General features: G+C 69.9%; 24 protein-coding genes. 8 read left to right on the top strand and 16 right to left on the bottom strand.

Annotated elements, in window-relative coordinates; translation table 11 throughout:
• Window positions 1–3: 3 nt before the first annotated feature.
• The 3 genes from ACZ6TI_RS07885 (at window position 4) to ACZ6TI_RS07895 (ending at window position 1,814) form a co-directional block, all read left to right on the top strand.
• On the top strand, window positions 4–492 hold the full coding sequence (locus ACZ6TI_RS07885; RefSeq protein WP_465344202.1) for a hypothetical protein: 489 nt from the start codon (window positions 4–6) through the stop codon (window positions 490–492).
• A gap of 133 nt (window positions 493–625) precedes the next feature.
• Complete coding sequence (locus ACZ6TI_RS07890) at window positions 626–1,678, top strand: winged helix DNA-binding domain-containing protein (protein WP_465344203.1); 1,053 nt, start codon at window positions 626–628, stop codon at window positions 1,676–1,678.
• A gap of 10 nt (window positions 1,679–1,688) precedes the next feature.
• Window positions 1,689–1,814, top strand: coding sequence for a hypothetical protein (locus ACZ6TI_RS07895; RefSeq protein WP_465344204.1), 126 nt, complete (start codon window positions 1,689–1,691; stop codon window positions 1,812–1,814).
• Window positions 1,815–1,823: 9 nt separating this feature from the next.
• Here the strand turns inward: ACZ6TI_RS07895 and ACZ6TI_RS07900 are convergent, their stop codons facing one another.
• The 12 genes from ACZ6TI_RS07900 to ACZ6TI_RS07955 all read right to left on the bottom strand — a co-directional run bounded on the left by ACZ6TI_RS07900 (window position 1,824) and on the right by ACZ6TI_RS07955 (window position 11,648).
• Entirely contained in the window at window positions 1,824–3,425 is a 1,602-nt protein-coding gene (locus ACZ6TI_RS07900; protein WP_465344205.1) for a diguanylate cyclase, read from the bottom strand.
• 37 nt (window positions 3,426–3,462) lie between these two features.
• Window positions 3,463–4,227 carry a flagellar biosynthetic protein FliR gene (locus ACZ6TI_RS07905; RefSeq protein ID WP_465344206.1) on the bottom strand — a complete coding sequence of 255 codons (765 nt, stop codon included), beginning with the start codon at window positions 4,225–4,227 and terminating at the stop codon, window positions 3,463–3,465.
• Entirely contained in the window at window positions 4,224–5,036 is an 813-nt protein-coding gene (gene fliP, locus ACZ6TI_RS07910) for a flagellar type III secretion system pore protein FliP (RefSeq protein WP_465344207.1), read from the bottom strand. Before fliP ends, ACZ6TI_RS07905 begins: the two co-directional genes overlap by 4 nt.
• Entirely contained in the window at window positions 5,033–5,437 is a 405-nt protein-coding gene (locus ACZ6TI_RS07915) for a FliO/MopB family protein (RefSeq protein ID WP_465344208.1), read from the bottom strand. The genes fliP and ACZ6TI_RS07915 overlap by 4 nt, the downstream gene beginning before the upstream one ends.
• A 3-nt stretch (window positions 5,438–5,440) precedes the next feature.
• On the bottom strand, window positions 5,441–6,187 hold the full coding sequence (fliN, locus tag ACZ6TI_RS07920) for a flagellar motor switch protein FliN (RefSeq protein WP_465344209.1): 747 nt from the start codon (window positions 6,185–6,187) through the stop codon (window positions 5,441–5,443).
• On the bottom strand, window positions 6,184–7,131 hold the full coding sequence (locus ACZ6TI_RS07925) for a flagellar motor switch protein FliM (protein ID WP_465344210.1): 948 nt from the start codon (window positions 7,129–7,131) through the stop codon (window positions 6,184–6,186). The genes fliN and ACZ6TI_RS07925 overlap by 4 nt, the downstream gene beginning before the upstream one ends.
• A gap of 97 nt (window positions 7,132–7,228) precedes the next feature.
• On the bottom strand, window positions 7,229–7,702 hold the full coding sequence (locus tag ACZ6TI_RS07930) for a flagellar basal body-associated FliL family protein (protein WP_465344211.1): 474 nt from the start codon (window positions 7,700–7,702) through the stop codon (window positions 7,229–7,231).
• Window positions 7,703–7,722: 20 nt separating this feature from the next.
• Window positions 7,723–8,712, bottom strand: a complete 990-nt coding sequence (locus ACZ6TI_RS07935; protein WP_465344212.1) for a flagellar motor protein MotB — start codon at window positions 8,710–8,712, stop codon at window positions 7,723–7,725.
• A gap of 5 nt (window positions 8,713–8,717) precedes the next feature.
• The gene (locus tag ACZ6TI_RS07940) at window positions 8,718–9,506 is read right to left on the bottom strand and encodes a flagellar motor protein (protein WP_465344213.1); all 789 of its coding nucleotides are present in this window, start codon (window positions 9,504–9,506) and stop codon (window positions 8,718–8,720) included.
• Window positions 9,506–9,781 carry a flagellar FlbD family protein gene (locus ACZ6TI_RS07945; RefSeq protein WP_465344214.1) on the bottom strand — a complete coding sequence of 92 codons (276 nt, stop codon included), beginning with the start codon at window positions 9,779–9,781 and terminating at the stop codon, window positions 9,506–9,508. Before ACZ6TI_RS07945 ends, ACZ6TI_RS07940 begins: the two co-directional genes overlap by 1 nt.
• 227 nt (window positions 9,782–10,008) lie before the next feature.
• Window positions 10,009–11,202, bottom strand: a complete 1,194-nt coding sequence (locus tag ACZ6TI_RS07950) for a flagellar hook protein FlgE (RefSeq protein ID WP_465344215.1) — start codon at window positions 11,200–11,202, stop codon at window positions 10,009–10,011.
• The gene (locus ACZ6TI_RS07955; protein ID WP_465344216.1) at window positions 11,202–11,648 is read right to left on the bottom strand and encodes a flagellar hook assembly protein FlgD; all 447 of its coding nucleotides are present in this window, start codon (window positions 11,646–11,648) and stop codon (window positions 11,202–11,204) included. Before ACZ6TI_RS07955 ends, ACZ6TI_RS07950 begins: the two co-directional genes overlap by 1 nt.
• Before the next feature lie 99 nt (window positions 11,649–11,747).
• Between ACZ6TI_RS07955 and ACZ6TI_RS07960 the strand changes: the two genes are divergently transcribed.
• From ACZ6TI_RS07960 to ACZ6TI_RS07980, 5 genes are all read left to right on the top strand, one after another.
• Window positions 11,748–12,836 (top strand): EscU/YscU/HrcU family type III secretion system export apparatus switch protein, encoded by a 1,089-nt coding sequence (locus tag ACZ6TI_RS07960; protein ID WP_465344217.1) that lies wholly within the window; start codon window positions 11,748–11,750, stop codon window positions 12,834–12,836.
• A gap of 60 nt (window positions 12,837–12,896) precedes the next feature.
• Complete coding sequence (locus tag ACZ6TI_RS07965; RefSeq protein WP_465344218.1) at window positions 12,897–14,936, top strand: flagellar biosynthesis protein FlhA; 2,040 nt, start codon at window positions 12,897–12,899, stop codon at window positions 14,934–14,936.
• Window positions 14,926–16,557, top strand: a complete 1,632-nt coding sequence (locus ACZ6TI_RS07970; RefSeq protein WP_465344219.1) for a hypothetical protein — start codon at window positions 14,926–14,928, stop codon at window positions 16,555–16,557. The genes ACZ6TI_RS07965 and ACZ6TI_RS07970 overlap by 11 nt, the downstream gene beginning before the upstream one ends.
• Complete coding sequence (locus ACZ6TI_RS07975; protein WP_465344220.1) at window positions 16,554–16,799, top strand: hypothetical protein; 246 nt, start codon at window positions 16,554–16,556, stop codon at window positions 16,797–16,799. Before ACZ6TI_RS07970 ends, ACZ6TI_RS07975 begins: the two co-directional genes overlap by 4 nt.
• A gap of 68 nt (window positions 16,800–16,867) precedes the next feature.
• Window positions 16,868–17,863, top strand: coding sequence for a sulfotransferase family protein (locus ACZ6TI_RS07980; RefSeq protein WP_465344221.1), 996 nt, complete (start codon window positions 16,868–16,870; stop codon window positions 17,861–17,863).
• Between the two features lie 21 nt (window positions 17,864–17,884).
• On the opposite strand, the gene ACZ6TI_RS07985 is transcribed toward ACZ6TI_RS07980, so the two are convergent.
• The 4 genes from ACZ6TI_RS07985 to ACZ6TI_RS08000 form a co-directional block, all read right to left on the bottom strand.
• Window positions 17,885–18,550 carry an MBL fold metallo-hydrolase gene (locus ACZ6TI_RS07985; RefSeq protein ID WP_465344222.1) on the bottom strand — a complete coding sequence of 222 codons (666 nt, stop codon included), beginning with the start codon at window positions 18,548–18,550 and terminating at the stop codon, window positions 17,885–17,887.
• Between the two features lie 370 nt (window positions 18,551–18,920).
• A complete protein-coding gene (locus ACZ6TI_RS07990; protein ID WP_465344223.1) occupies window positions 18,921–20,744 on the bottom strand; it encodes a flagellar hook-length control protein FliK in 1,824 nt (607 codons plus the stop codon).
• A 34-nt stretch (window positions 20,745–20,778) separates the two neighbouring features.
• A complete protein-coding gene (locus ACZ6TI_RS07995) occupies window positions 20,779–21,738 on the bottom strand; it encodes a transglycosylase SLT domain-containing protein (RefSeq protein WP_465344224.1) in 960 nt (319 codons plus the stop codon).
• Window positions 21,735–22,421: a flagellar export protein FliJ gene (locus ACZ6TI_RS08000; RefSeq protein ID WP_465344225.1), complete on the bottom strand. Its 687-nt coding sequence runs from the start codon at window positions 22,419–22,421 to the stop codon at window positions 21,735–21,737. The genes ACZ6TI_RS07995 and ACZ6TI_RS08000 overlap by 4 nt, the downstream gene beginning before the upstream one ends.
• Window positions 22,422–22,497: the final 76 nt, after the last annotated feature.

Below are 22,497 nucleotides of genomic sequence, written 5' to 3' on the forward strand. Positions count from 1 at the left end.
GCTATGTCTGACACCTCGGTTATCCCCGGCTCCCACACCGTCCGCAACCTCTTCGAGGACCTGCTCGGCCGCGACTGCAACGTCAGCCCGGGCGAACCGATGAGCGCCGACGACCTGCCGGGCGGGACGATCGCCATCTACACCGACAGCCAGCAGCAGATCTATGCCGTCCTCGGCATGCAGCTCGCCTTGGCCGCCAACGTGGGCGCCGCACTCGGCCTGCTGCCGCCCGGCGCCGCCGAGGACAGCATCGACGAGAAGAAGCTCGCGCCCAACCTCGCCGAGAACATCTTCGAGCTCTGCAACGTGCTCACCAGCCTGCTCAACCGCGAGGGCGCGCCACACGTCAAGTTGTATCAAGTGATCTATCCCGGGATGCCGTTGCCGCCGGATGCGCGCGCTCACCTGCTCGCCTTGGGCAAGCGGTTGGACCTCACCATCGAGGTCTCCCGCTACGGAAAGGGAAAGTTGTCGCTGTCGCTCGCACCCTAGATCTTCCCGCGCCCGTCGGGGTGCGGACCGTATGCTCCCGCGGGCACCGGGCGGGGGCCCACCTGACGGTGGCCCTCGCCCTGCCGGGTTCGTGCGGACACAATCTGACCGCAATAGCGGCCATGATGGCCGCATGGATGTCGTTCTCTCGGATCGGGCGCTGAGCCGCGCCACGCTGCAGCGGCAACACCTGCTCGCGCGGGTGGAGACCACGCCGCTGGACGTGATCCGACTGCTGGTCGGCATGCAGGGGCAGGACTCCTGGCTGCCGCACGTCGGGCTGTGGAACCGGGTGATCGGGTTCCGCACCGCGGATCTGGACGCGCTGATCGCATCGAAGGCGATCGCCCGCGGCACGCTCTACCGCTGCACCCAGCATCTTCTGGCCACCGAGGACTACGCCTGGGTGCGGCCGCTGCTCGACCCGATCCTCGAGCGCATGACCCGGACGTTCTTCGGCCAGTACGTCGAGGGCGCCGACCGGGCCGAGCTGACCGCGCTGGCCGGGAAGCTGCTGGACGGCCGCACGCTGAGCCGGCCCCAGCTCGGGCGCGAGCTGGCGCTGCGCTGGCCCGGTCACGAAGGAGTATGGCTCGCCCGGGCCGCGCAGGTGGCGCTGCCGATCGTGCACCCGCATCCGGACGGCACCTGGGGACACCGCGGCGCGACCCCGTTCGCGCTGGCCGAGCAGTGGCTCGGGCGGCCGTTCGACCGCGACCACACCCTGGCCGACCTGGTCCTGCGCTACCTCGCCGGCTTCGGCCCGGCGAGCGTCAAGGACATGCAGGCGTGGAGCGGCCTGACCCGGATGGCGCCGGTTTTCGCCGAGCTCCGGCCGCAGCTGGTCACCTACCGCGACCAGTACGGTGTGGAACTCTTCGACCTGCCCGGCCACCCGCTGCCCGACCCGGATCTGCCGGCCCCGGTCCGCTTCCTGGCCGGCTTCGACAACATCACCCTCGCCTATGCGAACCGCCGCCGGATCGTCGCCGACGAGCACCGCACGGCATTGGTGGCGGAGGCCGCCCTGACGGTCGACGGTTTCGTCCGAGGCACCTGGAAGACCCGCGGCGACACGGTCACGGTCACCCTCTTCGGCCCACTGACCCGCACCGAGGAGAAGGCGGTCCGAGCCGAGGCCGAGGCCCTGATGTCCTTCATCGGCGCGAACCACCTGGTGCTCTAGGGTCGTGGCCATGAGCCGCAAAGCTCTGGTCGTCGCCGGCGAGACCTATGCCGACACCACCTTCCCGACGCTGCCCTCGGTCGCGGCCGACGCGGACGCCCTGCGGTGCCGAGCAGCGGATCTATGTCCGTGTTGAGCGGGCCGGTCAGGAAGCGAGAACCAGCGCCATCCGGCCCTTTCGGGTGCGCTTCGCCTCATACATGGCCGCATCGGCGCGGGCGATCAACGACTCGGCCGCGACCGTTCCCGGGGCCGCCCACGCCACTCCGATGCTCGCCTGCGGGTGGACCTCCTCGTCGCCGAGTTCCAGGCCGGCCGCGTTGAGGGCGGCCACCACGGCCTCGGCGATCCGGCGGGCCTTCTCGACGCCGGTGACGTCGCTGCACACCACGACGAACTCGTCGCCACCGAAGCGGCCGATCGCGTCGGATTCGCGTACCGAAGAACGAAGTTGATCGGCGACCAGCGTCAGGAGCCGGTCGCCGACCGCGTGCCCGAACCGGTCGTTGACGATCTTGAAGCCGTTGAGGTCGAGGAACATGACGGCGGTGCCGCGACTGTCCGGCCGATCGAGCGCGTCGCGCAGGGCGACCATTGTGGACGCTCGATTCAGGCAGCCGGTCAGCGCGTCGTAGGTGGCCCGGTGCCGCAGCTCGTCGCGCAGCTTGGAGGCGTCGGTGATGTCCGCCAGGCAGATGATCGCCCCGGTCACCTCGCCCTCGTCGCCGAAGAGCGGGCGCAGCGTGGCGTGGATCCGGCGCAGGCCGGCGACCCGGCTGCGGTAGCCGTATTCCAGCTCGAGCTCGTCCTCGCCGCGCAGCACCGCCGCGAGCGCCGCGTCGGCGGCCTCCCGATCGGCCGGGGCGACCCCCTTCAGCTCCATCTGGTCGCCGATCGCCGAGCCGGTGGCCCGCTCGACCCGGGAGTTCTGATAGACCACCCGCCGATCGGGGTCGATCTGCAGCACGCCGAGCGGCAGTGTCTCGGTGAGCCGGGCCAGCATCCGCTCGTTCGCCCGCAGCGCCTCCTGGGCGGCCATCTCGTCGGAGATGTCCAGCATCTCGGCCAGCACGTGCGGCTGCGCGGGATCGTCCAGCCGGCTGTGGTTGGTGATCTCGAACCAGATCACCGAGCCGTCCCGGTGCAGGTGCCGCAGCCGCACCCGGCGGTCCGCGCCGGGCGGGGCGGCGAGCATGTCGATCCAGCTGGCGATGGCCCGCTGGTGGTCGTCCGGGTGCACCAGCTCGAGCGCGCGGCGGCCGGTCAGCTCGCCGGCGGTCCAGCCGAGCACCAGCTCGATCGCCGGATCCGCGTCGATGATCAGCGCCGCCGGATCCTTGCGGACGCTCACCAGCCGGGGCTTGACCACGACCTGCGCCGACGAGCCCTCCCGGGTGATCGCCCCGGCGGTGCCGGTGACCAGTCCGACGATCACGCCGTGCCGGTGGGTGGCATCGATGAAGTGCAGCCGGGCGGTCCGGTCCGGCGCGGCCGCCAGGTGGACGTCGCAGTTCGAGGCGCCCTCGCTGCGCACCTTGTCCCAGGCGCCGGCCACCAACCCGACCTCGTCGGGCACCACCAGGTCGATCGCCCAGCGGCTGCCCACGATCGGCCGGTGCGCGCGGCCCAGTTCCAGCGACGGTGGCAGCGGCACGAACAGGCCGTTGGCGCCGATCGCGGTGACGTGGGCGTCGGGGTATTGGGCCAAGGCGGCAGTCAGCACCGCGTCGAGCCCGGCTTCGTCCATGTCTGTCTGATCGGCCGCGGAACGCCGAACTTGAAACTCAGCCTCCGGTCAACTGCACGACCGCGGAGACCGCCTTCTGCACCAGCCCGTCCAGCGCGCGGGGCAGCACCGTGATCGCCGTGCCGGCCAGCGTCAGCACCAGCAGGATCTTGGCCGGGAAACCCAGCTGGAACGCGTTCAGCGCGGGCGCCACCCGGTTCAGCAGGCCGAACGCCACGTCGGTCAGGAACAGCACGGCGATCAGCGGCCCGGCGATCTGCAGGGCGGCCAGGAACATCTCGCCGACACCGGAGATCAGCAGGCGGCTGAAGGTCTCCATGGACAGGTTGGCGTTCAGCGGCATCGTCTCGTACGACTGCATGAAGCCCCGCAGGATCAGCTGATGCCCGTCGCTCGCGAACAACAGGGTGACCGCCATCAGGTTGTAGAACCGCCCGAAGATCGAGCTCTGGCTCAGCGACAGCGGGTCGAACGCCATCGCCAGCGTGAACCCGCCGAACACGTCCAGCAGGTCGCCGGCCGCCTGCACCGCGGCGAACAGCAGCAGCGTGATGAAGCCCAGCGCGCCGCCGACGAAGACCTGCAGCGCGGCGCTGGCGATGATGTCCGAGGTCTCGATCGACGGAATGCTGCCCCGCAGGAACGGCGCCATCGGCAGCGCGATGGCGACCGACAGCAGCGCCTTCACCTGGGGCGGGATCAACCGCGAGTTGAACGGGGGACAGATGGTCAGCCAGGCGCCCGCGCGCACCGCGCCGAGCATGATCGCGAGCAGCTCGGAGATCGGCAGGTCGTAGTTCATCCGTAGCTCGCCACGAGCGCGGTGATGATCAGCCCCCACCCGTTGACCAGCACGAACAGCAACAACTTGAACGGCATGGCCACGGTCACCGGCGGCAACATCATCATGCCCAGCGACATCAGCGACGCGGAGACCACCATGTCGATGATCAGGAACGGGATGAAGATGACGAAGCCGATGATGAACGCCGCCCGCAGCTCGGACAGCACGAACGCCGGGATCAGCGTGGTCAGCTCGACCTCGTCCTTGTTCGCCGGCTTCTCCTGACCGGACACCTTGACCAGCAGCGCGACCTCGTCCTCGCGGGTGGTCTTCCACATGAACTCGCGCAGCGGCTCGACGCCGTCCGCGAACGCCTGCGACTGGGTCTTGTCGCCGGCCAGGTAGGGCTGCACGCCCTGCTCGTTCACCTGCGACACGGTCGGTCCCATGATGAACAGGCTGATGAACAGTGCCAGCCCGGCCAGCACCTGGTTGGGCGGCATGCTGGTCAGCCCGAGCGCGTTGCGGGTGATCCCGAGGACCATGAAGACCTTGGTGAAGCACGTGCAGAGCAGCAGTGCGGCGGGCGCCACCGAGAGCAGCGTCAGGCCTAGCACGATCACCAGCGAGGTGGCCGGCTTGCTGCCGTCCGGGTTGGTGCCGCCGATGTCGATGTCGATGCCCGGCGCGCTGGGCCCGGTGGGTGGCGTGGGCGGCGCCGGGGCGGCGTGTGCCATGCCGGGCAGCAGCACCAGCGCGAGGCCGATGGTGCACAGCACGCCGCAAGCGGCGATCAGAATCAGGAGGGTACGCCGGGAGAGCGTCATCGCCGGGTGGTCCGATCGCGCAGGAAGTCCAGCGTCGAGGTCCAGGTGCGCGGCGACAGCACCGAGCCGTGCAGCCGGCCGCCGCGCGTGTTGATCACGCCGTCCGGCAGCAGCACCGCGTTGCGTTTCTCGTGCAGATGCTCGTCCTGGCTGAAGACCGCGAGCTCGGTCTCGCCGAGCAGGCTCACCTGCTGGTCGGTGACGCCCAGGATGAGCGCCTTGTCGGCGACCTGGACGATGGTCACCGCCGCCCCCCGGGACAACTGCTGCCGGTTGAGCACGCTCAGCGTGCCGAGATGACGGCTGCCGCCCGCCCCGCGCTTGGCCACCCTGGCCAGACCCCACATCAGGCCGAAGACGACCAGAAGTGAGAAGCCGATGCGCAGGACGAGTTCGAACAAGGGTTACTCCCGTTCGCTGCCCGGCGCGACGATCTCGGTGATCCGGATGCCGAAGTTCTCGTCCACCACGACCACCTCGCCGCGGGCGATCAGCCGGCCGTTGACCAGCAGGTCGGCCGGGCTGCCCGCGGCCCGGTCCAGCTCGACGATCGCGCCGGGGGAGAGCGACAGCAGCTCGCGCACGCTCATCCGGGTGCGGCCCAGCTCGGCGGAGACCTCCATCTCCACGTCGTGCAGCATGTCCAGGCCGCCGCGGATGGCGGCGGCGCCGGGCGTGCGCTGGGCGACCCCGCCGCTCGGGTCGGCCGGCCAGGGGCTCAGCGCCAGCGCGACGACCGCCCGCACCTCGCCGCCGTCCAGCAGCGGCACGGCCACCGCGTCGTCCTTGGCGGCGATCGCGCTCAGCGCCACGCCGGGCTCCATCAGCTGACCGGGGTCGAGCACGGTGGGGCCGAAGGCGCGGGCGGCGGCCTCCAATGCCGGGCGCACGGCGGCGGTCAGGTCCAGCTCGCCGAGCGGGCTCTCCTTGAGCGCGTCGGCCAGGTCCTGCCCGACCACGACCACGACCTCACCGACCGCGGCGCCGCTGAACCGGGCGGTGATCGCCTGGCCCTCGGTGAGGATGTCCGCGGCCGCCGCGACGGGCTCACCGGTCATCAGCGCACGGCTGGTGGGCAGCACGCTCAGCGCCGCCTCGGCAGCGGTCCGGGCCAGCGCGAGCTGCGGTTGGGTGATCGTCGGCGCGGTCATCGACGGCCAACCTCCTTTGACTTGGCCTCCGGGGGCGAGGGGACGACCAGGCACGCGAGTCGCGCGCCCTGGTTGCCGGGCACGGCATGCGCGAAGACGGTCTCGTTGACCGTCACCTCGAGCGGCAGGCTGGTCGGATGCCCCAGCGGCAGGACGTCTCCGGGGCGTATATCCACGATGTCATCCGTACGCATACGAATGGGCTGGAATCGGACGGCTACGTCGATCGGCGCCGCGGAAAGTCCCGCGATGAGGTTGCGCTGCGCGTGGTCGCGGGCCATCCGCTCGGCCGTGGTGAGCTCGATCGTCTCCTGGCGCTCCAGCACCGGCACGATCGAGTTGAACGGCAGGCAGATGCTGGCCATGCACTCCTCGGTGCCGATCTTCATGTCGAAGGACGCGATCACCACCGCGTCGCTGGGCTGATGCGCCCGCAGGAACTGCGCGTTGTACTCGACGTCGCGCAACTTCGGCGAGATGTCCACCAGGGTCGAGAACCCGTACCGCAGCTCGCCCAGCATCCGCTCCAGCAGCCCGCGCAGCAGCGGCATCTCCACCTCGGTGAGCGGCCGCTCCGGCTGGGGACCGCCCGGGCCGCCGAGCATGTGGTCGATCGCGGTCATCGCGGCCGAGGAGGAGAGTTCCATCAGCACCGTGCCGGTGAGCGGGTCGATGCCGACCGTCGCGATCAGGGTGGGGTTGGTCAGCGAGCCCACGTACTCGTCGTAGTTCAGCTGTTCGATCGCGGCGAGCGTGACGCTGCTGACCACGCGCAGCCGGGTGGTGAACAGGTTTCCGCAGCTGCGCGCATAGGTCTCGAAGCAGATCTGCAGCGTCCGCACGTGTTCCCGGGACAGCTTGATCGGCCGGCGGAAGTCGTACGGAGTAGGTCCGCCGCCGCGCCGTGACATCTTGCCCGGGGGACGCGCCGCAGTCGAGGTCACATCGCCATAATCGCGCCATTTCGCCCACCACAGAGCCGCAATGCCCAAGATGGGCAGGTCCCGGGGTTCCCGGGCCTGCCCATCTGAGCGGTTACGGCTACTGCGTCACGAACTGGGTGAAGTAGATGTCCATCACGGGCGACTCCTCCTCGCCCTCGACCAGGTAGGCCTTCTCGATCTTCTCGAGCAGCTCGGTCTTCGCGGCGTCGCGGCCCTTCTCGGCCTCAAGCTCGGCGACCTTCATGCCGGTGTACTGGTCGATCGCGATGTCGATGGCCTCGGCGATGTCCGGGGCCTCCTCGCCGGCCGCCTCGGTCAGCTGCAGGGTGAAGCCAAGCTTGAGGTAGTGCGCGTCGGCCAGGTTGATCGTGATCGCGTTGTCCATGGACACCACGGCGCCCTTGACCGGCTTCTCCGCCTCCTTGGCCTCGGCCGAGTCGCCCTTCAGCATGAAGAATGCGCCCGCACCGCCGCCGCCGAGGACGACCAGGGCGATCACGATGATCATCAGCATCTTCTTGGACTTCTTCGGCGCCTCTTCCGGCGTCGCTTCCTTGTTGTCCTTGCTCATCGGAGCTCCTCCTGTCGTCGTCAGTCGTGCGTGGTGGTGGGTGTTCCGGTGGTCTCTTCGGCCGCGGCCTCGGATGTCGTAGCGCCGGCGTGCAGCTTGGCGTCGTCGCCGGCCACGGTCGGCAGCAGCGCCGCCTGCTCGGCGGTGAGCTGGGTCAGCACCACCACATCGACGCGGCGGTTCATGGTCACGGACGTCGGGTCGTTCGGGCTGATCAGCGGCTTGGTGTCGGAGAACCCGACCGCGCTCATCCGGTCCTTCGCCAGCCCGTGGCCGGTCAGGAACCGCACCACCGTCGAGGCGCGGGCCGCGGAGAGCTCCCAGCCGCTCGGGTAGTACGTGGTCGTGGCCTTGAGCTGGTTGGTGTGCCCGTCGACCTCGATGTTGTTGGGCAGCTTGGCGAGCGGCGGCGCGATCGCGTCGAGGATCTTCGCCCCACCGGCCTGCAGGTTCGCTCGGTTGCCGTCGAAGACCACCTCGTTGGTGACCACGGTGATCACCAGGCCGCGCTCGTTGATGGTGAACTTGACCTGGTCCCGCAGCTTCGCCTGGACCAGCGCGTCGGTCACCTTCTGCTCGATCTGCTTGAGGTTCTTCGCCTCCTTGATCGCCGCCTGGGCATCCTTGGAGGCCTTGGCCCGGTCCGCCGCCTTCAGCGCCGCCTCGACGGCCTTCTTCTCCTTCTCCGACATGGTGGCCGAGCCGGTCTGACCGTCGCTCGGGTTGGCGCCGGCGTCGATCTGCACGACCTGGGTCGCGTTGCCGGAACCGTCGAGCTGCGCCGCGGACCCGGTGAACGCCGCGCTCTCCGCGCCGAACCCCTCGGAGAGGCCGGTCGCCAGCTCGGCGAACTTCTTCTGGTCCACGCTGCTCATGCTGAAAAGAACCACGAAGAGTACGAACAGGAGCGTCAACATGTCGGCGTATGACACGAGCCAGCGCTCGTGGTTGACGTGCTCCTCGTGCTCCTCGTGACCGCCTTTCTTCTTCTTGGCGCCCCCGCTACTCATTCAGATCACGCAGCCTTCTTCGTCGAAGCCGCGTCGGCCGCGGCAGCGGCGTCCGGCGGCAGCAGGGAACGGAGCTTCTGCGCCACCAGGCGCGGGTTCGAGCCGGCCTGGATGGCGAGCACGCCGTCGATGACCAGTTCCATCTCGTCGACCTCGATGCCGGTCAGCCGGTCCAGGCGGGCGGCCATCGGCAGGAAGATCAGGTTGGCGGAGAGCACGCCCCACAGGGTCGCGACGAACGCCGCGGCGATGGAGTGACCGAGCGACTCGGGCTTGTCGAGGTTCTCGAGCACGTGCACCAGGCCCATGACCGTGCCGATGATGCCGACGGTCGGGGCGTAGCCACCCATGTTCTCGAACATCTTCTTGCCGGCCTTGTCGGCCTTCTTCTTCGCGCCGATCTCGGCGTGCAGGATGTCGTGCAGCTCCTCCGGGTCGGTGCCGTCGATGGCGAGCTGCAGACCGCGCTTCAGGAACGGGTGCTCGACGGTCTTTACCGCGTCCTCGAGCGCCAGCAGGCCCTCGCGGCGGGCCCGCTCGGCCAGCTTGACGACCTCGTCGACCAGCTGGTTCGGCGGCGTGACCTTGGCGAGCAGCGCCCGCTGAAAGCTCTTGCCGACGCCGAGCGCGTCCTTCATGACACCGCCGGCCATGGCGGCCATGAAGGCGCCACCGAAGACCAGCAGCATCGACGGGATCAGGATGATCGATGCCGGGCTTCCACCCTCCAGGATCTGGACGGTGAAAACGATGATCACGGCAACGACGATGCCAATGATGCTCGCGAGATCCATCAGCGGTCCTTCCGGTGCAGCGGGAGCACGACGGCGTCCTGCTCGACGTTGTCGGAGACCGCGGAGGCGGACTCACCTTCGAGGCGGCTCGCGTGGGCGATCAGCGAGGCGCGGTAGTGGCGCACCGAGTCGATGAACTCGGGAACCGATTCGGAGATGACGTACTTGGTGCCGTCGACCAGCGTGATGACCGTGTCGGGCGTGCAGTCGGCGCGCTCGACGAGGTCCGGGTTGATGGCGAACACTGCACCGTTCAGGCGGGTTACGAGGATCACGACGTCCGTCCTTGGTCAAGTCATCGGCTGGTTGGGCCTTCCGTGGCCCGTCAATTGGTCCTTCGGCGTCTGCCCGGTTGCCGATGAGCGCGGCATGGTCGCTTTCCGGTAGCGGCCCGCGGACATTCGTTGAACAGACAGAAGCCGGGGCCCGGCAGCTCTGCCCGACCCCGGCCCAAGCCGGTGTTTCTGCTTGGCACCGGCCTAAGCCGGGCCATGCATCCGATTCATCGTTTGAGGTTGACGAGCTCCTGGAGGATCTCGTCAGAGGTGGTGATGATGCGGCTGTTGGCCTGGAAGCCACGCTGGGCGATCACCAGGTTGGTGAACTCCTGTGCGAGGTCGACGTTCGACATCTCCAGCGCGCCGCTGGTGATCAGGCCCAGCCCGGCCGAGCCGGCCGACCCGACCTGCGCCAGGCCGGAGTTGACCGTGCTGCGGAACATCGAGTCGCCGATCTTCTCCAGGCCGTTCACGTTGTTGAAGTTCGCCAGGGCCACCTGACCGAGGGTCTGCTTCAGGCCGTTCGAGAAGACACCGACGATCTGCCCGGTGTTCGACACCGTGTACGAGCTCAGCACCCCGGCCCCCGACCCGTCCGAGTTGCTGACCCGGGCCTCGGTGTTGCCGCTGAACTGGGTGAGGTCGTGGATGTCGAAGGTGTATCCGCCGACGTCCCACTTTCCGCTGTCCTCGCCGGTGTCCGGGTCCGCCGCGCCCACCGCCTTGCCGTTCTCAAAGGTGATCGGCTGCGACGAGCCGTCCGGCAGGCTCAGCGTCCACTCGGCGTCGCCGGTCTTCTCGAACGTCGCGATGATGCTGTTCGCGGCGCCCGCGGCGTCGTACACCTTGAGCGGAATCTCCTTCTTCGTGCCCAGTACGGCCTCGTTGGAGAAGTTGCCGGTCATCGTGATGTTCTCGGTGATCTCCGGGGACAGGCTGATGCCGATCGGCAGCTTGATGTCGCCGGGAACGCCCGACGTGTTCACGTTGCCGTCGGTGTCCGAGCTCCAGCCCTGCACGATCTGGCCGTTCGGGTTGGTCAGCGAGCCGTTGGCGTCGAACGAGAAGGAGCCGGCCCGGGTGTAGAGCGACTCTCCGCCGCTCTTCACCACGAAGAAGCCGTCGCCCTGGATCATCATGTCCGAGGACTTGCCGGTGGTCTGCGCGGCGCCCTGGCCGAAGTTGGCGGTGATGCTGGCCAGGCGCACGCCGAGGCCGACCTGGGCCGGATTGGTGCCACCGGCCGAGTTCTGCGGCGCGCCGGCCGCGTTGACCATCTGCGACAGGGTGTCCTGGAAGACGGTCTGGCTGGACTTGTAACCGGTGGTGTTGACGTTGGCGATGTTGTTTCCGGTGACGTCCATCATCTGCTGGTGGGCGCGGAGACCGGAGATCCCGGAGAAGAGCGAACGGAGCATCAGGAGTCCTTTGTGTCGGTGGCGGAGGTTTGCTGGACTTCCGTGACCTTGGACAGCTCCACATCCATGTTCCCGACCACCAGGGTCGGTTCGCTGTCGCCGTTGAGCTTGGTCTTCGTCACGACGCCGGTGAACGAGTTGCCGTCCGCGTCCTGATAGGTGACCGTGCGGCCGACCAGCGAACTCGCGCCGATCAGCTGCTGGGCGGAGAGCATGTCGGCGATCTCGCCGAGCTTCTCCACCTGGGTGAACTGTGCCGTCTGCGCCAGGAACTGGGTCGAGTCGGCGGGGTTGCTGGGGTCCTGGTACTTCAGCTGAGCGACCAGGAGCTTGAGGAACGTGTCCTGGTCGCCGAGCTTCTTGGTCGAGCCGGCGTCCGTGGTGGTCTTGTTGGTGTAGAGCGACGTGACCTTGCTGGCGTCGTTTCCACCGACTGGCGCTGTCATGATCGCTTCCCCCTGACGCGGATGGCCCTTACTCCCTGGTTTTCGGCCACTTACGCGATCCGCTTAGGTCACGATTCCAAGCGGGGGTGATGGGCGGGCGTGAGTGAAAAGACCGAACAACCGACAGCGCAGAAACTCAAGAAGGCCAAGCAGGAAGGCCAGATCGGGCGCAGCCAGGACGTGGGCGCCTGGTTCGGCATGCTCGCGGCCAGCATCATGCTCCCGCGCACGCTCAGCTCGGCGATGGATCACGCCCGGGAGCTGATGGCCAAGATCCCGGACGTGATCGCCGATCCCGATCCGGCGGTCGCCCTCGGCATCCTCAAGGACGGCATGATGAGCGCGGGCTGGGCGGTGCTGCCACTGGCCCTGACCATGATGGCGGTGGGCATCGCGGCGGCCGGCGCCCAGGGCGGCATCCGGGTGGCCAGCAAGCTGTTCATCCCGAAGTTCAGCCGGCTGAACCCGCTGCCCGGGTTCAAGAAGATGTTCGGCCCGCAGGCGCTGTGGGAGGGCTTCAAGGCGCTGATCAAGACCGGTGTGCTGGCCGGCGTGCTCTACATGACGATGAAGGACATCGTGCCGCTGCTGATGACGGCCGGCCGGCTGCAACTCGGCTCACTGCTCGGCGTGATCAACACGGCCTCCATCTCGCTGATCCGGGCCGCGTCGGTGGCCGGCATCGTGATGGCCGCGGCGGACTACTTCGTGGTGCGCCGGCGCACCAACAAGCAGCTCCGGATGACCAAGGAAGAGGTCAAACAGGAGAACAAGAACACCGAGGGCGATCCGCACGTCAAGGGCCAGATCCGGGCCCGGCAGATGGCGATGGCGCGAAACCGGCAGATGGCCGACGTGCCCACCGCCGACGTGATCCTGGTCAACCCGACGCACGTGGCGGTGGCGCTGCGCTACGAGCCGGAGAAGGGCGCTCCCCGGGTGATCGCCAAGGGCCAGGGCACCACCGCCGCGAAGATCCGCGAGCTGGCCGCCGAGCACCGGATCCCGATGGTGCAGGACGTGGTGCTGGCCCGGGCCCTGGAGAAGGGCGTGGATGTGGGCATGGAGATCCCGGCGGACTTCTACGGCGCGGTGGCCAAGGTGCTGGCGTTCGTGATGAGCCTGAAGAAGAAGGGGTCGGCAGCCGGGATGCATCGCAACCCGAATCCCACACCAGTACCGGCATAAGCGAAATTTCCGCACATCACGCCCGCTTTCGCGAGACCATCTTCGTGAGGGGAGGAGGCTGTGGAAAAACGGAACCTCGGCAAGCTCGCCGTGCCCTTCGGGGTCATCGGCATCATCGTGATGATGGTCGTGCCGTTGCCGACCTTCCTCCTCGATCTGCTGATCGCCATGAACATCACCGGCGCTCTGCTGATCCTGATGGTCTCGATGTTCGTGCAGCGTCCCCTCGACTTCTCGGTCTTCCCGGCGCTGCTGCTGGTGATGACGCTCTTCCGGTTGGCGCTGAACATCAGCGCGACCCGCCTGGTGCTGCGCGACGGCGACGCCGGCAAGGTGATCCACGCGTTCGGCGACTTCGTGGTCGGCGGCTCGCTGGTGATCGGCCTGGTGATCTTCCTGATCCTGATCATCGTGCAGATGGTGGTGGTCACCAAGGGCGCCGAGCGGGTCGCCGAGGTGGGCGCCCGGTTCACCCTCGACGCCATGCCGGGCAAGCAGATGGCCATCGACGCCGACCTGAACGCGGGCCTGATCGACGAGACCCAGGCCAAGATCCGCCGCGCCGACGTGGCCGCCGAGGCGGACTTCTACGGCGCCATGGACGGCGGCTCGAAGTTCGTCAAGGGCGACGCCATCGCGGCCATCATCATCACCGTCATCAACCTGGTCGGCGGCTTCGCGGTCGGCATGCTGCAGGAGGGCATGTCACCGACCGACGCGATGAACCACTACAGCCTGCTGACCGTCGGCGACGGCCTGGTCTCGCAGATCCCGGCGCTGCTGCTGTCGGTGTCCACCGGTCTGATCACCACCCGGTCGGCGACCAGCGGCGACATGGGCTCGAGCGTGACCGCCCAGCTCAGCCAGAACAAGCTGGCGATGCGCATCGCCGGCGGCGCCGCCCTCGGCCTGTGCGTGATCCCCGGCCTGCCCAAGGTGCCCTTCCTGATCATCGGCGTGATCACCCTGGTGATCGCGCAACGGATCAAGGACCCCGAGCCGGTCACCGAAGCGCCGATCGAGGAGGCCGAGCGACCATCGCCGGACTCGCCCGAGCAACTCCTCGGCGAGATGCGGGTGGACCCGCTCGAGCTGGCGCTCTCGCCCGACCTGGTCGACCTGGTGGACACCAACGGCGGAGACCTGCTCGATCGGGTACGCGCGCTGCGCCGCAAGATGGCCATGGAACTGGGCCTGGTGATGCCGCCGGTGCGTACCCGTGACGATCTTGATCTGCCGCTCTCCTCCTATGCGATCCGGATCTCCGGGGTCGACGCGGGCACCGGCCAGGCGCCACCCGGCACGGTGCTGGCGATCGGCGACGGTCTGCAGGCCCTGCCCGGCCGAGCCGGTGTCGAACCGGTCTTCGGCCTGGCCGGCAAGTGGGTCCCGGCCGAGCTGCACTACCAGGCCGAGCTGTCCGGGGCGACCGTGGTGGACCGGGCGTCGGTGATCATCACGCACCTGGCCGAGATCGTCCGCACCAACGCCAGCCGCCTGCTCGGCCGCGAGGACGTGCGCCAGCTGACCGAGATGGTCAAGCGCACGCACCCGGTGGTGGTCGAGGAGCTCACCCCGTCCCAGCTCAGCCTCGGCCAGATCCAGAAGGTGCTGCAGGGCATGCTCGACGAGGGCGTGCCCATCCGCGACCTGGTGCGCATCTTCGAGTCGCTGTCGCTGCGGGCCAAGACGTCGATGGACCACGACGGCCTGATCGAGGCGGCCCGGTCCGCGCTCGGCCCGGCGATCGCCGCGCAGTACGCGCAACACGGCCGGCTCACCGTGATCACCCTCGACCCGATGCTCGAGCAGTCCCTGCTGGAGTCGTTGCGCCCCAGCGAGACCGGCGCGTTCATGGCGATCGACGGGATGCGCGCCGAGGCCATCGTGAGCGAGGCCGGCCGGCTGGTCGAGGCCGCCGAACAGCAGGGCGTCACTCCGGTGCTGGCCTGCTCTCCACAACTGCGGCTGCCGCTGATGCGGCTGCTGAAGGCCGGCGCACGCCGGATCCAAGTCCTCTCCTACACGGAGATTTCCGGTTCCACCGCACAGATCGAGACCATGGGGGTGGTGAACGGTGCCTACGCGGGTGCTGCTTGAGGGTCCGGCCATCGAGCCGCTGCTGGCGCAGGTACGCCAGGAGTACGGCTCGGGCGTGCGGATCATCTCGGCCGACAAGGTCCGTCACGGTGGCTTCGGCGGCTTCTTCGCGAAGCAGCACTACGAGCTCTCCGTGGAGGTGCCGGACACGACCGACGACAGGACGACCATGCCGCAGCGCAAAGCCCCGACCGTTCCGCCGCCCGCGCCGTCCCGCGAGGAGCCGGCGCACACGCTCGAACAACTGCTGGAACGCGCCGAGTCGAACGACCGGATCAAGCCGGACGCCGACGAGGTCTTCAAGCGGCCGCCGTCTCCGAAGAAGGCGCCCGCGCCGACGCCGACCACGGCTCCGGCTTTCAGTGCGCCCGCCGAGCAGCAGGCCGAGCAGCAGACCGGGCGGGAGGCGGGCATCGAGGACGCCGAGGCGGCGACCCGGCACGACCTGTCGGACAACGCGACCGCCTTCGCCGAGCTGATGGCCGGGCTGGACGCGGCCAACCACATCGCGACCTCGGTGCCACACCGGCCCGCGCCGCGGTCCAAGGCCGGTGAGGACCGGCCCGGCACCCCGACGGTACGGCCGTTCCGCCCCGCCACGGCCACCGGCTCGGCGGTCAACTCGGGGACGCTGCGGCCGCTGCCACCCGTACCCAGTCTTGCGGAGTTGATGGGCGGACTCGGGGTGACCGAGGCGGCGAGCGCGCCCACTCCGCCGCCGACTCCGGCGCGCTCGGCGGCGGAGGCCTACGGCCTGACCCTGCCACCGCTCAAGCCCGAGCCGCCCAGATCCGAGCCGCCCAGGTCCGAGCCGCACAGGTCCGAGCTGCACAGGTCCGAGCCGCACAGGTCCGAGCCGGCCGACTCGGCGGCGCCGACGCCGGGGACCGCGCTGGTGCCCGGATTCGCCACCACCCCGGTGCACGCCGACCCGGTGGTGGCCAACCTGGTGTCGGTCGGCATGCCGGAGGCGATGGCCGCGGACATCACCGGCGGCGACACCTATGCCGGGGTGCTCACCGCGCTGGCGTCCCGCCCGGCCTCTCCCGCGGTGCCGGACGCGGCCGGTGAGATCCTGGTGCTGGCCGGCGACCTCGGGCACGCGGTGCCGATCGCCAAGCACCTGATCCAGCAGGCCGGGCTCGACCCCACCCACCTGCTGCTCGCCGGCGGCTCGGCGGCCGGCACCGGGCTGCACTCGTCACGGGTGCTGCACACGCCGAAGGAGGCGAGCACCCGGGCCGAGAAGATGCAGAACTCCACCGGCGCCTGGGTGGTGGTGATGGACGCGCGGGTCGGCGACACCGATCCGATCTGGGTCAACGACATGTGCGACGCGATCGGCGCCACCGCGGTCTGGGCGGTCGTCGACGCCACCCGCAAGACCGCGGACACGGCCCGTCACCTGCGTACCCTCGGCGAGGTCGAGGCTCTGGTCGTGCACAGCGTGGACCTCACCGCGGACCCGGCCACCGTGCTCGGCCTGGATCTGCCGATCTTTTCGCTGGACGGCAAGCCGGCCACCCCGCACGCCTGGGCCGCGATGCTCTGTGCACGCATCGCGGCGGACGTCACGCCGCAGATCGCCGCCCCGCGCCGGCAGGTGCGATCCGCGCGATGATCCGCTGGTCGGTCCTGCTGTTCGCGCTCCTGATGAGCGCACCAGCGGTGTACCGCTATGTCCTCGACGAGATCGACATCACCGAGATGCTGGTGCGCTTCCTGATCGCGGTGCCGATCGCGGTGATCCTGCTGGCCGGCCTGCGCTTCATCACCGCGGGTTATGGCCGGACGGACGAGCCGGCCACTCCGATCACCCCCGCCCCGGCTCCGGATGCAGGGAATTCCCAGGAAACTCACTAGCATCTTCACAACTTCAATCGAGTTTCCTAAGTTACCTCTGGTGAGCTAACGCCCACTCGGAGGTGATCATGACCACCGTCCGCCCGATCTTCGTCGTCGGCTGCCCGCGGTCCGGCACCACGATGCTCCAGCTGATGCTGCACGCGCATCGGCGGATCGCCATTCCGCCGGAGACCCGGTTCCTGCTCGAGGCCTACTGGCGCCGGCGCGAGTTCGGCGACCTGCGCCGGAGCGCCAACCGCGAGATCCTGGCCCGCTGGATCGTCGGCCGCAAGGCGAGCCGCTTCGCCGACCTCGGCCTGGACGGCGACGAGATCGTCCGGGAGATCACCGAGGGCCCCGGCACGCTGGGTTCGGCGCTGGGCGCCGTCTTCCGGGGGTACGCGCACCGCTTCGGCAAGGTTCGGTGGGGCGACAAGCGGCCGGCGTACATCCAGAATCTGGACGTGCTGCTGCGGCTGTTCCCGGACGCGCAGATCGTCAACGTGGTGCGCGACGGCCGGGCCTGCGTGGCCTCCCTGAAGGAGATGTCCTGGCACCGGGAGGACGTCTACGGCACCATCGCGGCCTGGGCCCGGGCCGTGGACGACGCCCGCCGGGCCGCCCGGCGGCTGCCCCCGGATCAGTGGCATGAACTGCGCTACGAGGACCTGGTGGAGAACCCGGCGGCCGAGTTGCGCCGGCTCTGCGCCTATCTCGGCGAGGACTTCGACCCGGCGATGACCGAGCCGTCGTCGGTGGCGGACGTCGCGGTGCCCAAGTTCAAGACCTGGCATCAGCGCACCCACGCGCCGGTGACCACCGGCCGGATCGAGAGCTGGCGGCAGCGCCTGCGCCCGGACGAGATCGCGCTGTGCGAGGCGGCGCTGGGCAGCCGCCTGCGGTCGCACGGCTACCAGCTCACCGGCGTGCCCCGGCCCCGCGCCGCGGACCTGATCCGCTATGGCCTGGTCGCGGCCCCGCATCGACTGGCGCCGGCGAAGCGCACGCTGACCCGGGCGACGGCCCGGCTGCGCCCGGAGACGGTCGCGCACGGCGCGCCCACCCAGCGCTCAGCTCGCTAGGGCGATCAGTTCGTCTGGGCTTCAGCTTGCCAGGGCGCGGAAGCTGTCGGCGGCGCCGGACGTGACGGCCTTGCCGTGGCCGAACACGACGACCTCGAACTTCAGCTGGGCCAGGCGGGTGAGGCTCTCCGCGGCCGTGGCGGTGTCCATCGTCATCACGCCCGGTGAGCGGCGGACCCGGCCGCGGGCGCTGGTCGCCGCGTCGCCGGCGAAGAGCACCCCGCGATCGCGGTCGAGCAGATAGGAGACGTGTCCGGCGGTGTGGCCCGGGGTGTGCAGGGCCTGGAAGCCCGGCACGGTGATCGGGCCGTCGGCGGTCAGCGCCTCGTCCACCGGCACCGGCTCGGCGTCGCCGACGATCGGGCGGGTGAGGCGCTGCATCCAGGTCAGCGGCGGGTCCTCGCGGCCCTCGACCGCGGCGGTGTCGAGCTGATGCGCCACCACCCGGGCGCCGGACCGGCGCTGCAGCTCGGCGACGCCGCCGGTGTGGTCGGGATGGCGATGGGTGAGCAGGATCGTGGTGACGTCGCCGATCTTGCGGCGGATCCCGGCCAGCGCCTTGCCGAACTCCGCCGAGCGGCCGGGCAGCCCGGTGTCCACCAGCACCACGCCGTCGTCCACCACCACCAGGTGCGCGTGCACGTAGCCGATGCCGATCTCGAAAACGCCGTCCACAATCTCCCGCATCCGCCGATGGTGTCACGGATGCCGGAATGAATCGGGTTACCTCGTGCGACTTCCTTGATCTTGAATTGACCGGCCGCGCAGCAGGCTCTCATGCGAGCGCGTTTGAGCTTTCCTGCATGGCAGACAAAGCCCGTTCGGCGTCGTGGTCATCATCCCGACGCACAGGTCGAAACGCTGGTCGTCGCCGGCGCAGACGCACCGGCCGGACGAGGTGATCGTGGTCGTGGACCATCACCCGGAATCGGCCGAGAAAGTCCGCGCGGAATGGCCGGAAACGGTGCGGGCACCGCACAACGTCTATGCCCGCGGTGCCTCCGGAACGCGGAACACCGGTGCTTTCAGCCGGGCGCGGCAAGGTGCAGACGGAAGGCTAAGCCTCGATGTCCAGCCGGCCGTCGGTCGGCGTGGGGCGGTCCGGCCGCACTTCCGCCTGTCCGGCCGGGCCTTCGGCGCCGCCGCCGGAACGGCCGGAGTCCAGGAAACCGAACTGCTGACGGGCCTGCTCCTGCTGATTCGGCCCCTGCCGCAGGTCCAATGTGGTGTTTCCGAAGCCGGAGTCGGCGAGCTCGCGCCGCAGGTCGTCCATCGCGTTGCGGAGCGCGTCGTTGCCGGCGTCGGTCGAGCCGGACAGCTGCACGCTGATCTCGCCGTTGCGGATCTCGGCGATGACCTGCACCGGGCCCAGGTCGGCCGGGTGCAGGTTGACGGTGAGCCGGTGCACGCCGTCGGCTTCGAGGCGCAGCGGGGCGATCCGCATGGCGATCTGGGTCGCCGGCGGACCGGGCACCGGGGACGGCGGCGGTGGCGCGGCCACCGGTGCGGTTGGTGCGGCCGGTGCCGTCGGGGCGGGTGCGGCCGGTGCCGTGATGCCGGGCAGCGCGGTCGGGGTGGTCTCGGTCTGTGCGGCCAGGTCGGCTTGGAAGTCGGCGGCCGGCGGCAACCCGGGACCGGCGGCGGCGACCGGGGCCGGGCCCGGTTCGGTGAGGGGCGCTGAGGCGGGCGGCGTCGCTGTGGGCTGCGGTGCGGTTTTCGGGTCGGCCAGGGCGGCGGCGCCGACCGCGGCTCCGGCCTGCGGGCTGACGCCCTGGCTGGCCTCGGTGGGTGCGGCCGGCGTGGCCGGCGCAGCGAGCGCGGTCGGAGCGGCTTGGGCGGTGGAAGCGGCTTGGGCGGTGGGGGTGGCTTGGGCGGTGGGAGCGGCTTGGGCGGTGGGGGTGGCTTGGGCGGTGGGGGTGGCTTGGGCGGTGGGGGTGGCTTGGGCGGTGGAAGCGGCCTGAGCGATGGGGGTGGCCTGGGCGGTCGGTGTGGCGGCGGCCGGTGTGGCCGTGGTCGGCGGTGTGGGCGACGAGGGCTGAGCGGCCTGAGCCTGGCCGGCGACGCCCTTCGGAGCGGCCTCGGTAGCGGTCGTCGGAGCCGTCTGCGGATCCACCGGGACGCCGGTCAGATCGTTCTGTGCTGCCAGATCGGCGGCCGCAGCTGCCAATGCGGAGGTGACCGGCTGCGCCGCGGCGGGATCGGCGGTCACTTCGGCCGTAAGAGCCGGACCGGTCTGTGCGGTCGGCGCCGACGTGGTGGTGGCCGTTGCCGGGGCCGTCATGGTCTGCTCGGCCGCCTCGGTCTCGCCATCGGTGACCGCCGGCTCCGCGGATGCCGCATCGGGAGCCGCCGGCCCGATCCGGTCGGCCGTCGTGCGCTGCGCCGCCGCCCGGGCCTGCGACCGCTCCCGCGCGGCCTGCTGCGTGGCCTGCTGGGCGTCGACCCGATCCGCCGCCGCCCGATCGAAATCCGCGCGCGCGGCCCGGTTCGAGGCCGCCAGATCGGCGACCCGCCGAGCCGAGGTGGTCCGCTCGGACCCGTCGCCCCTGGCCGCCGCCCGGTCCTGCGCCGCCCGATCCCGCGCGGCCTGGGCGGCCTCCGCTTTCTGACCGGTGGTCACCCGCTGCTGCGCGGCCCGATCACGGGCGGCCTCGGTCTGCGCGTTGCGGTACTGCTCGGCCTGATTGCGCGCGAACCGGTCCTGGGACAACCGGTTCCGCTCGGTACGTTCACCCCCCGGCGCCCGGTCCAGCTCGGCGGAGAGCTCCTTGCCGAACTCCTCGCCGCCGCCCTCGTCCCGTCGCGAACCCTGGCCCGGACGACGGGACACCTCGGTGGCGGCCCGGCGATCCGGCCCGCTGACGGAACTCGGCGTCGACATGCGGTTCTCTCCTCGAAGTCCGGAAAACAAAGGCTCAGCCGCCCAGCTTGGCGAGCGCCTTCTGCACCTTCGGCACGTAGGCCTGGGTCTCGGCGAACGGTGGGATGCCGCCGTACTTGTGCACCGCCCCGCCACCCGCGTTGTAGGCCGCCAGCGCCAGCGGCACCGACTTGAACTCCTTCAGGTTGCGCGCCAGCAGCTTGGCCGCGCCGTTGATCGCCTGCTCCGGGTCGAACGAGTTGTGCACGCCCAGACCCTTGGCGGTGCCCGGCATCAGTTGCATCAGGCCCTGCGCGCCGGCCGGGCTGACCGCCTTCGGGTGGTAGCCCGACTCCACCTTGGCGACCGCGGCGAGCAACTTCGGCGAGACCCCGTACTTGTGGCCGGCCTGCACGAACATCTCCGCATAGGGGACGCCGGACAGCGAGCCGGAGCCCTGCAGGCTGGCCGGTCGCACGGCGGCCGCGGTCTCCACGGACTGCGTGCCGACCACGCGGCGGATGTGCGTTGGGGTCTCGTACACGGATTGGATCTTGACTTGGTCGCCCGGTTTGGGGGCGGCGATCATCTTGTTGTCACCGAGATAGATGGCGACGTGATCGACGGGTGAGTCGAAGGCCAGGATGTCGCCCGGCTTCGCCTCCTTCAGACTGTCCACCTTGGTGCCCGCCTTGGCCTGCTGCCAGGAGTTCCGGGGCAGTTCGATGCCCAGATCCCGGTACGCCCGCTGCACCAGCGCCGAGCAGTCCAGGCCCTTGCTGGGATCGGTGCTGCCGAAGGAGTATCTGGTGCCCAGGTATTTCTTGGCCGACGTGACGATCTGATCCCCGGTGACGCCGCCGCCGGTGCTCGTGGTGCTGCCGGTGCCGGTGGCGCCGGCGAGCGCGGTGGCAAAGGTGGTGCCGTTCGCGGCCGTCGTGGCCGCAGGGGTGAGCCCGAGATGCTGCTGCAACTCGGAGATGCGGGTGAGGACCCCGGCGACACCCATGTTCATGCGCGGCTCCGGCTCCCGTCGTTCTCCTCTTCGGTCTCGACTTCGACGCCGACCTCGGCTTCCCCGACGCGCACGGCCTCGGCCAGGTCGCCACGCCGGGCCGCGATCGCCTGGGCGGCGTCCATCAGATCGATCCTCGTGGTGCGGGTGGCGTGCACCGACAGGGCCGCGTCGCGCCGGGACGACTCCCGGTCGGCGGCGGTGCCCGACCCCGTACGCATCGGGTTGGCCCGCTCCTCGGTCTGCCCGTCGAGGCCCCGGGCGGCGTTGCGCGCCTTCGCGGTGACCGCCAGCTCGTCGAGGTTGGCCTGGTCGACCTTGAGGTCGTGGTGCTTCACCGTCTCGGCGTGCCGCTCGGCCATCATCTCCACCGCGCGCCGGCGTTTGGCGGCGTCGCCGAGCTCGGCCACCTTCTCGCGGGTGAGCTCCTCGGCGTCGGCGATCATCCGGTGCGCGCCGCTGAGGCTCTGCGCGAGCGACTGCCGGGCCACCATCGAGGCCACCATCGCCCGCGCGGTCCCCTCGGTCGGCGCCTCGGCGCCGGTCAGGTCCAGCGCGCGCCGCTTGGCCAGTTGCTGCGCCTCCCGGATCTCCTGGCGTGACTGGATCACCGCACCCTTGGCGGCGTCTTCCTGGGCCTTCCGCGCACGCAGCACGGGGCCCAGCCGAAACAGTCGATTCACCAAGTCCTCCTCAAGGCCTTCACCTGCCGATTCGGCCCGCGCCTGGGTCGCCTGAGGCCTTGCACCCGTTCTGCAA

The sequence above is a fragment of the Actinoplanes sp. NPDC051388 genome, from assembly GCF_055586225.1.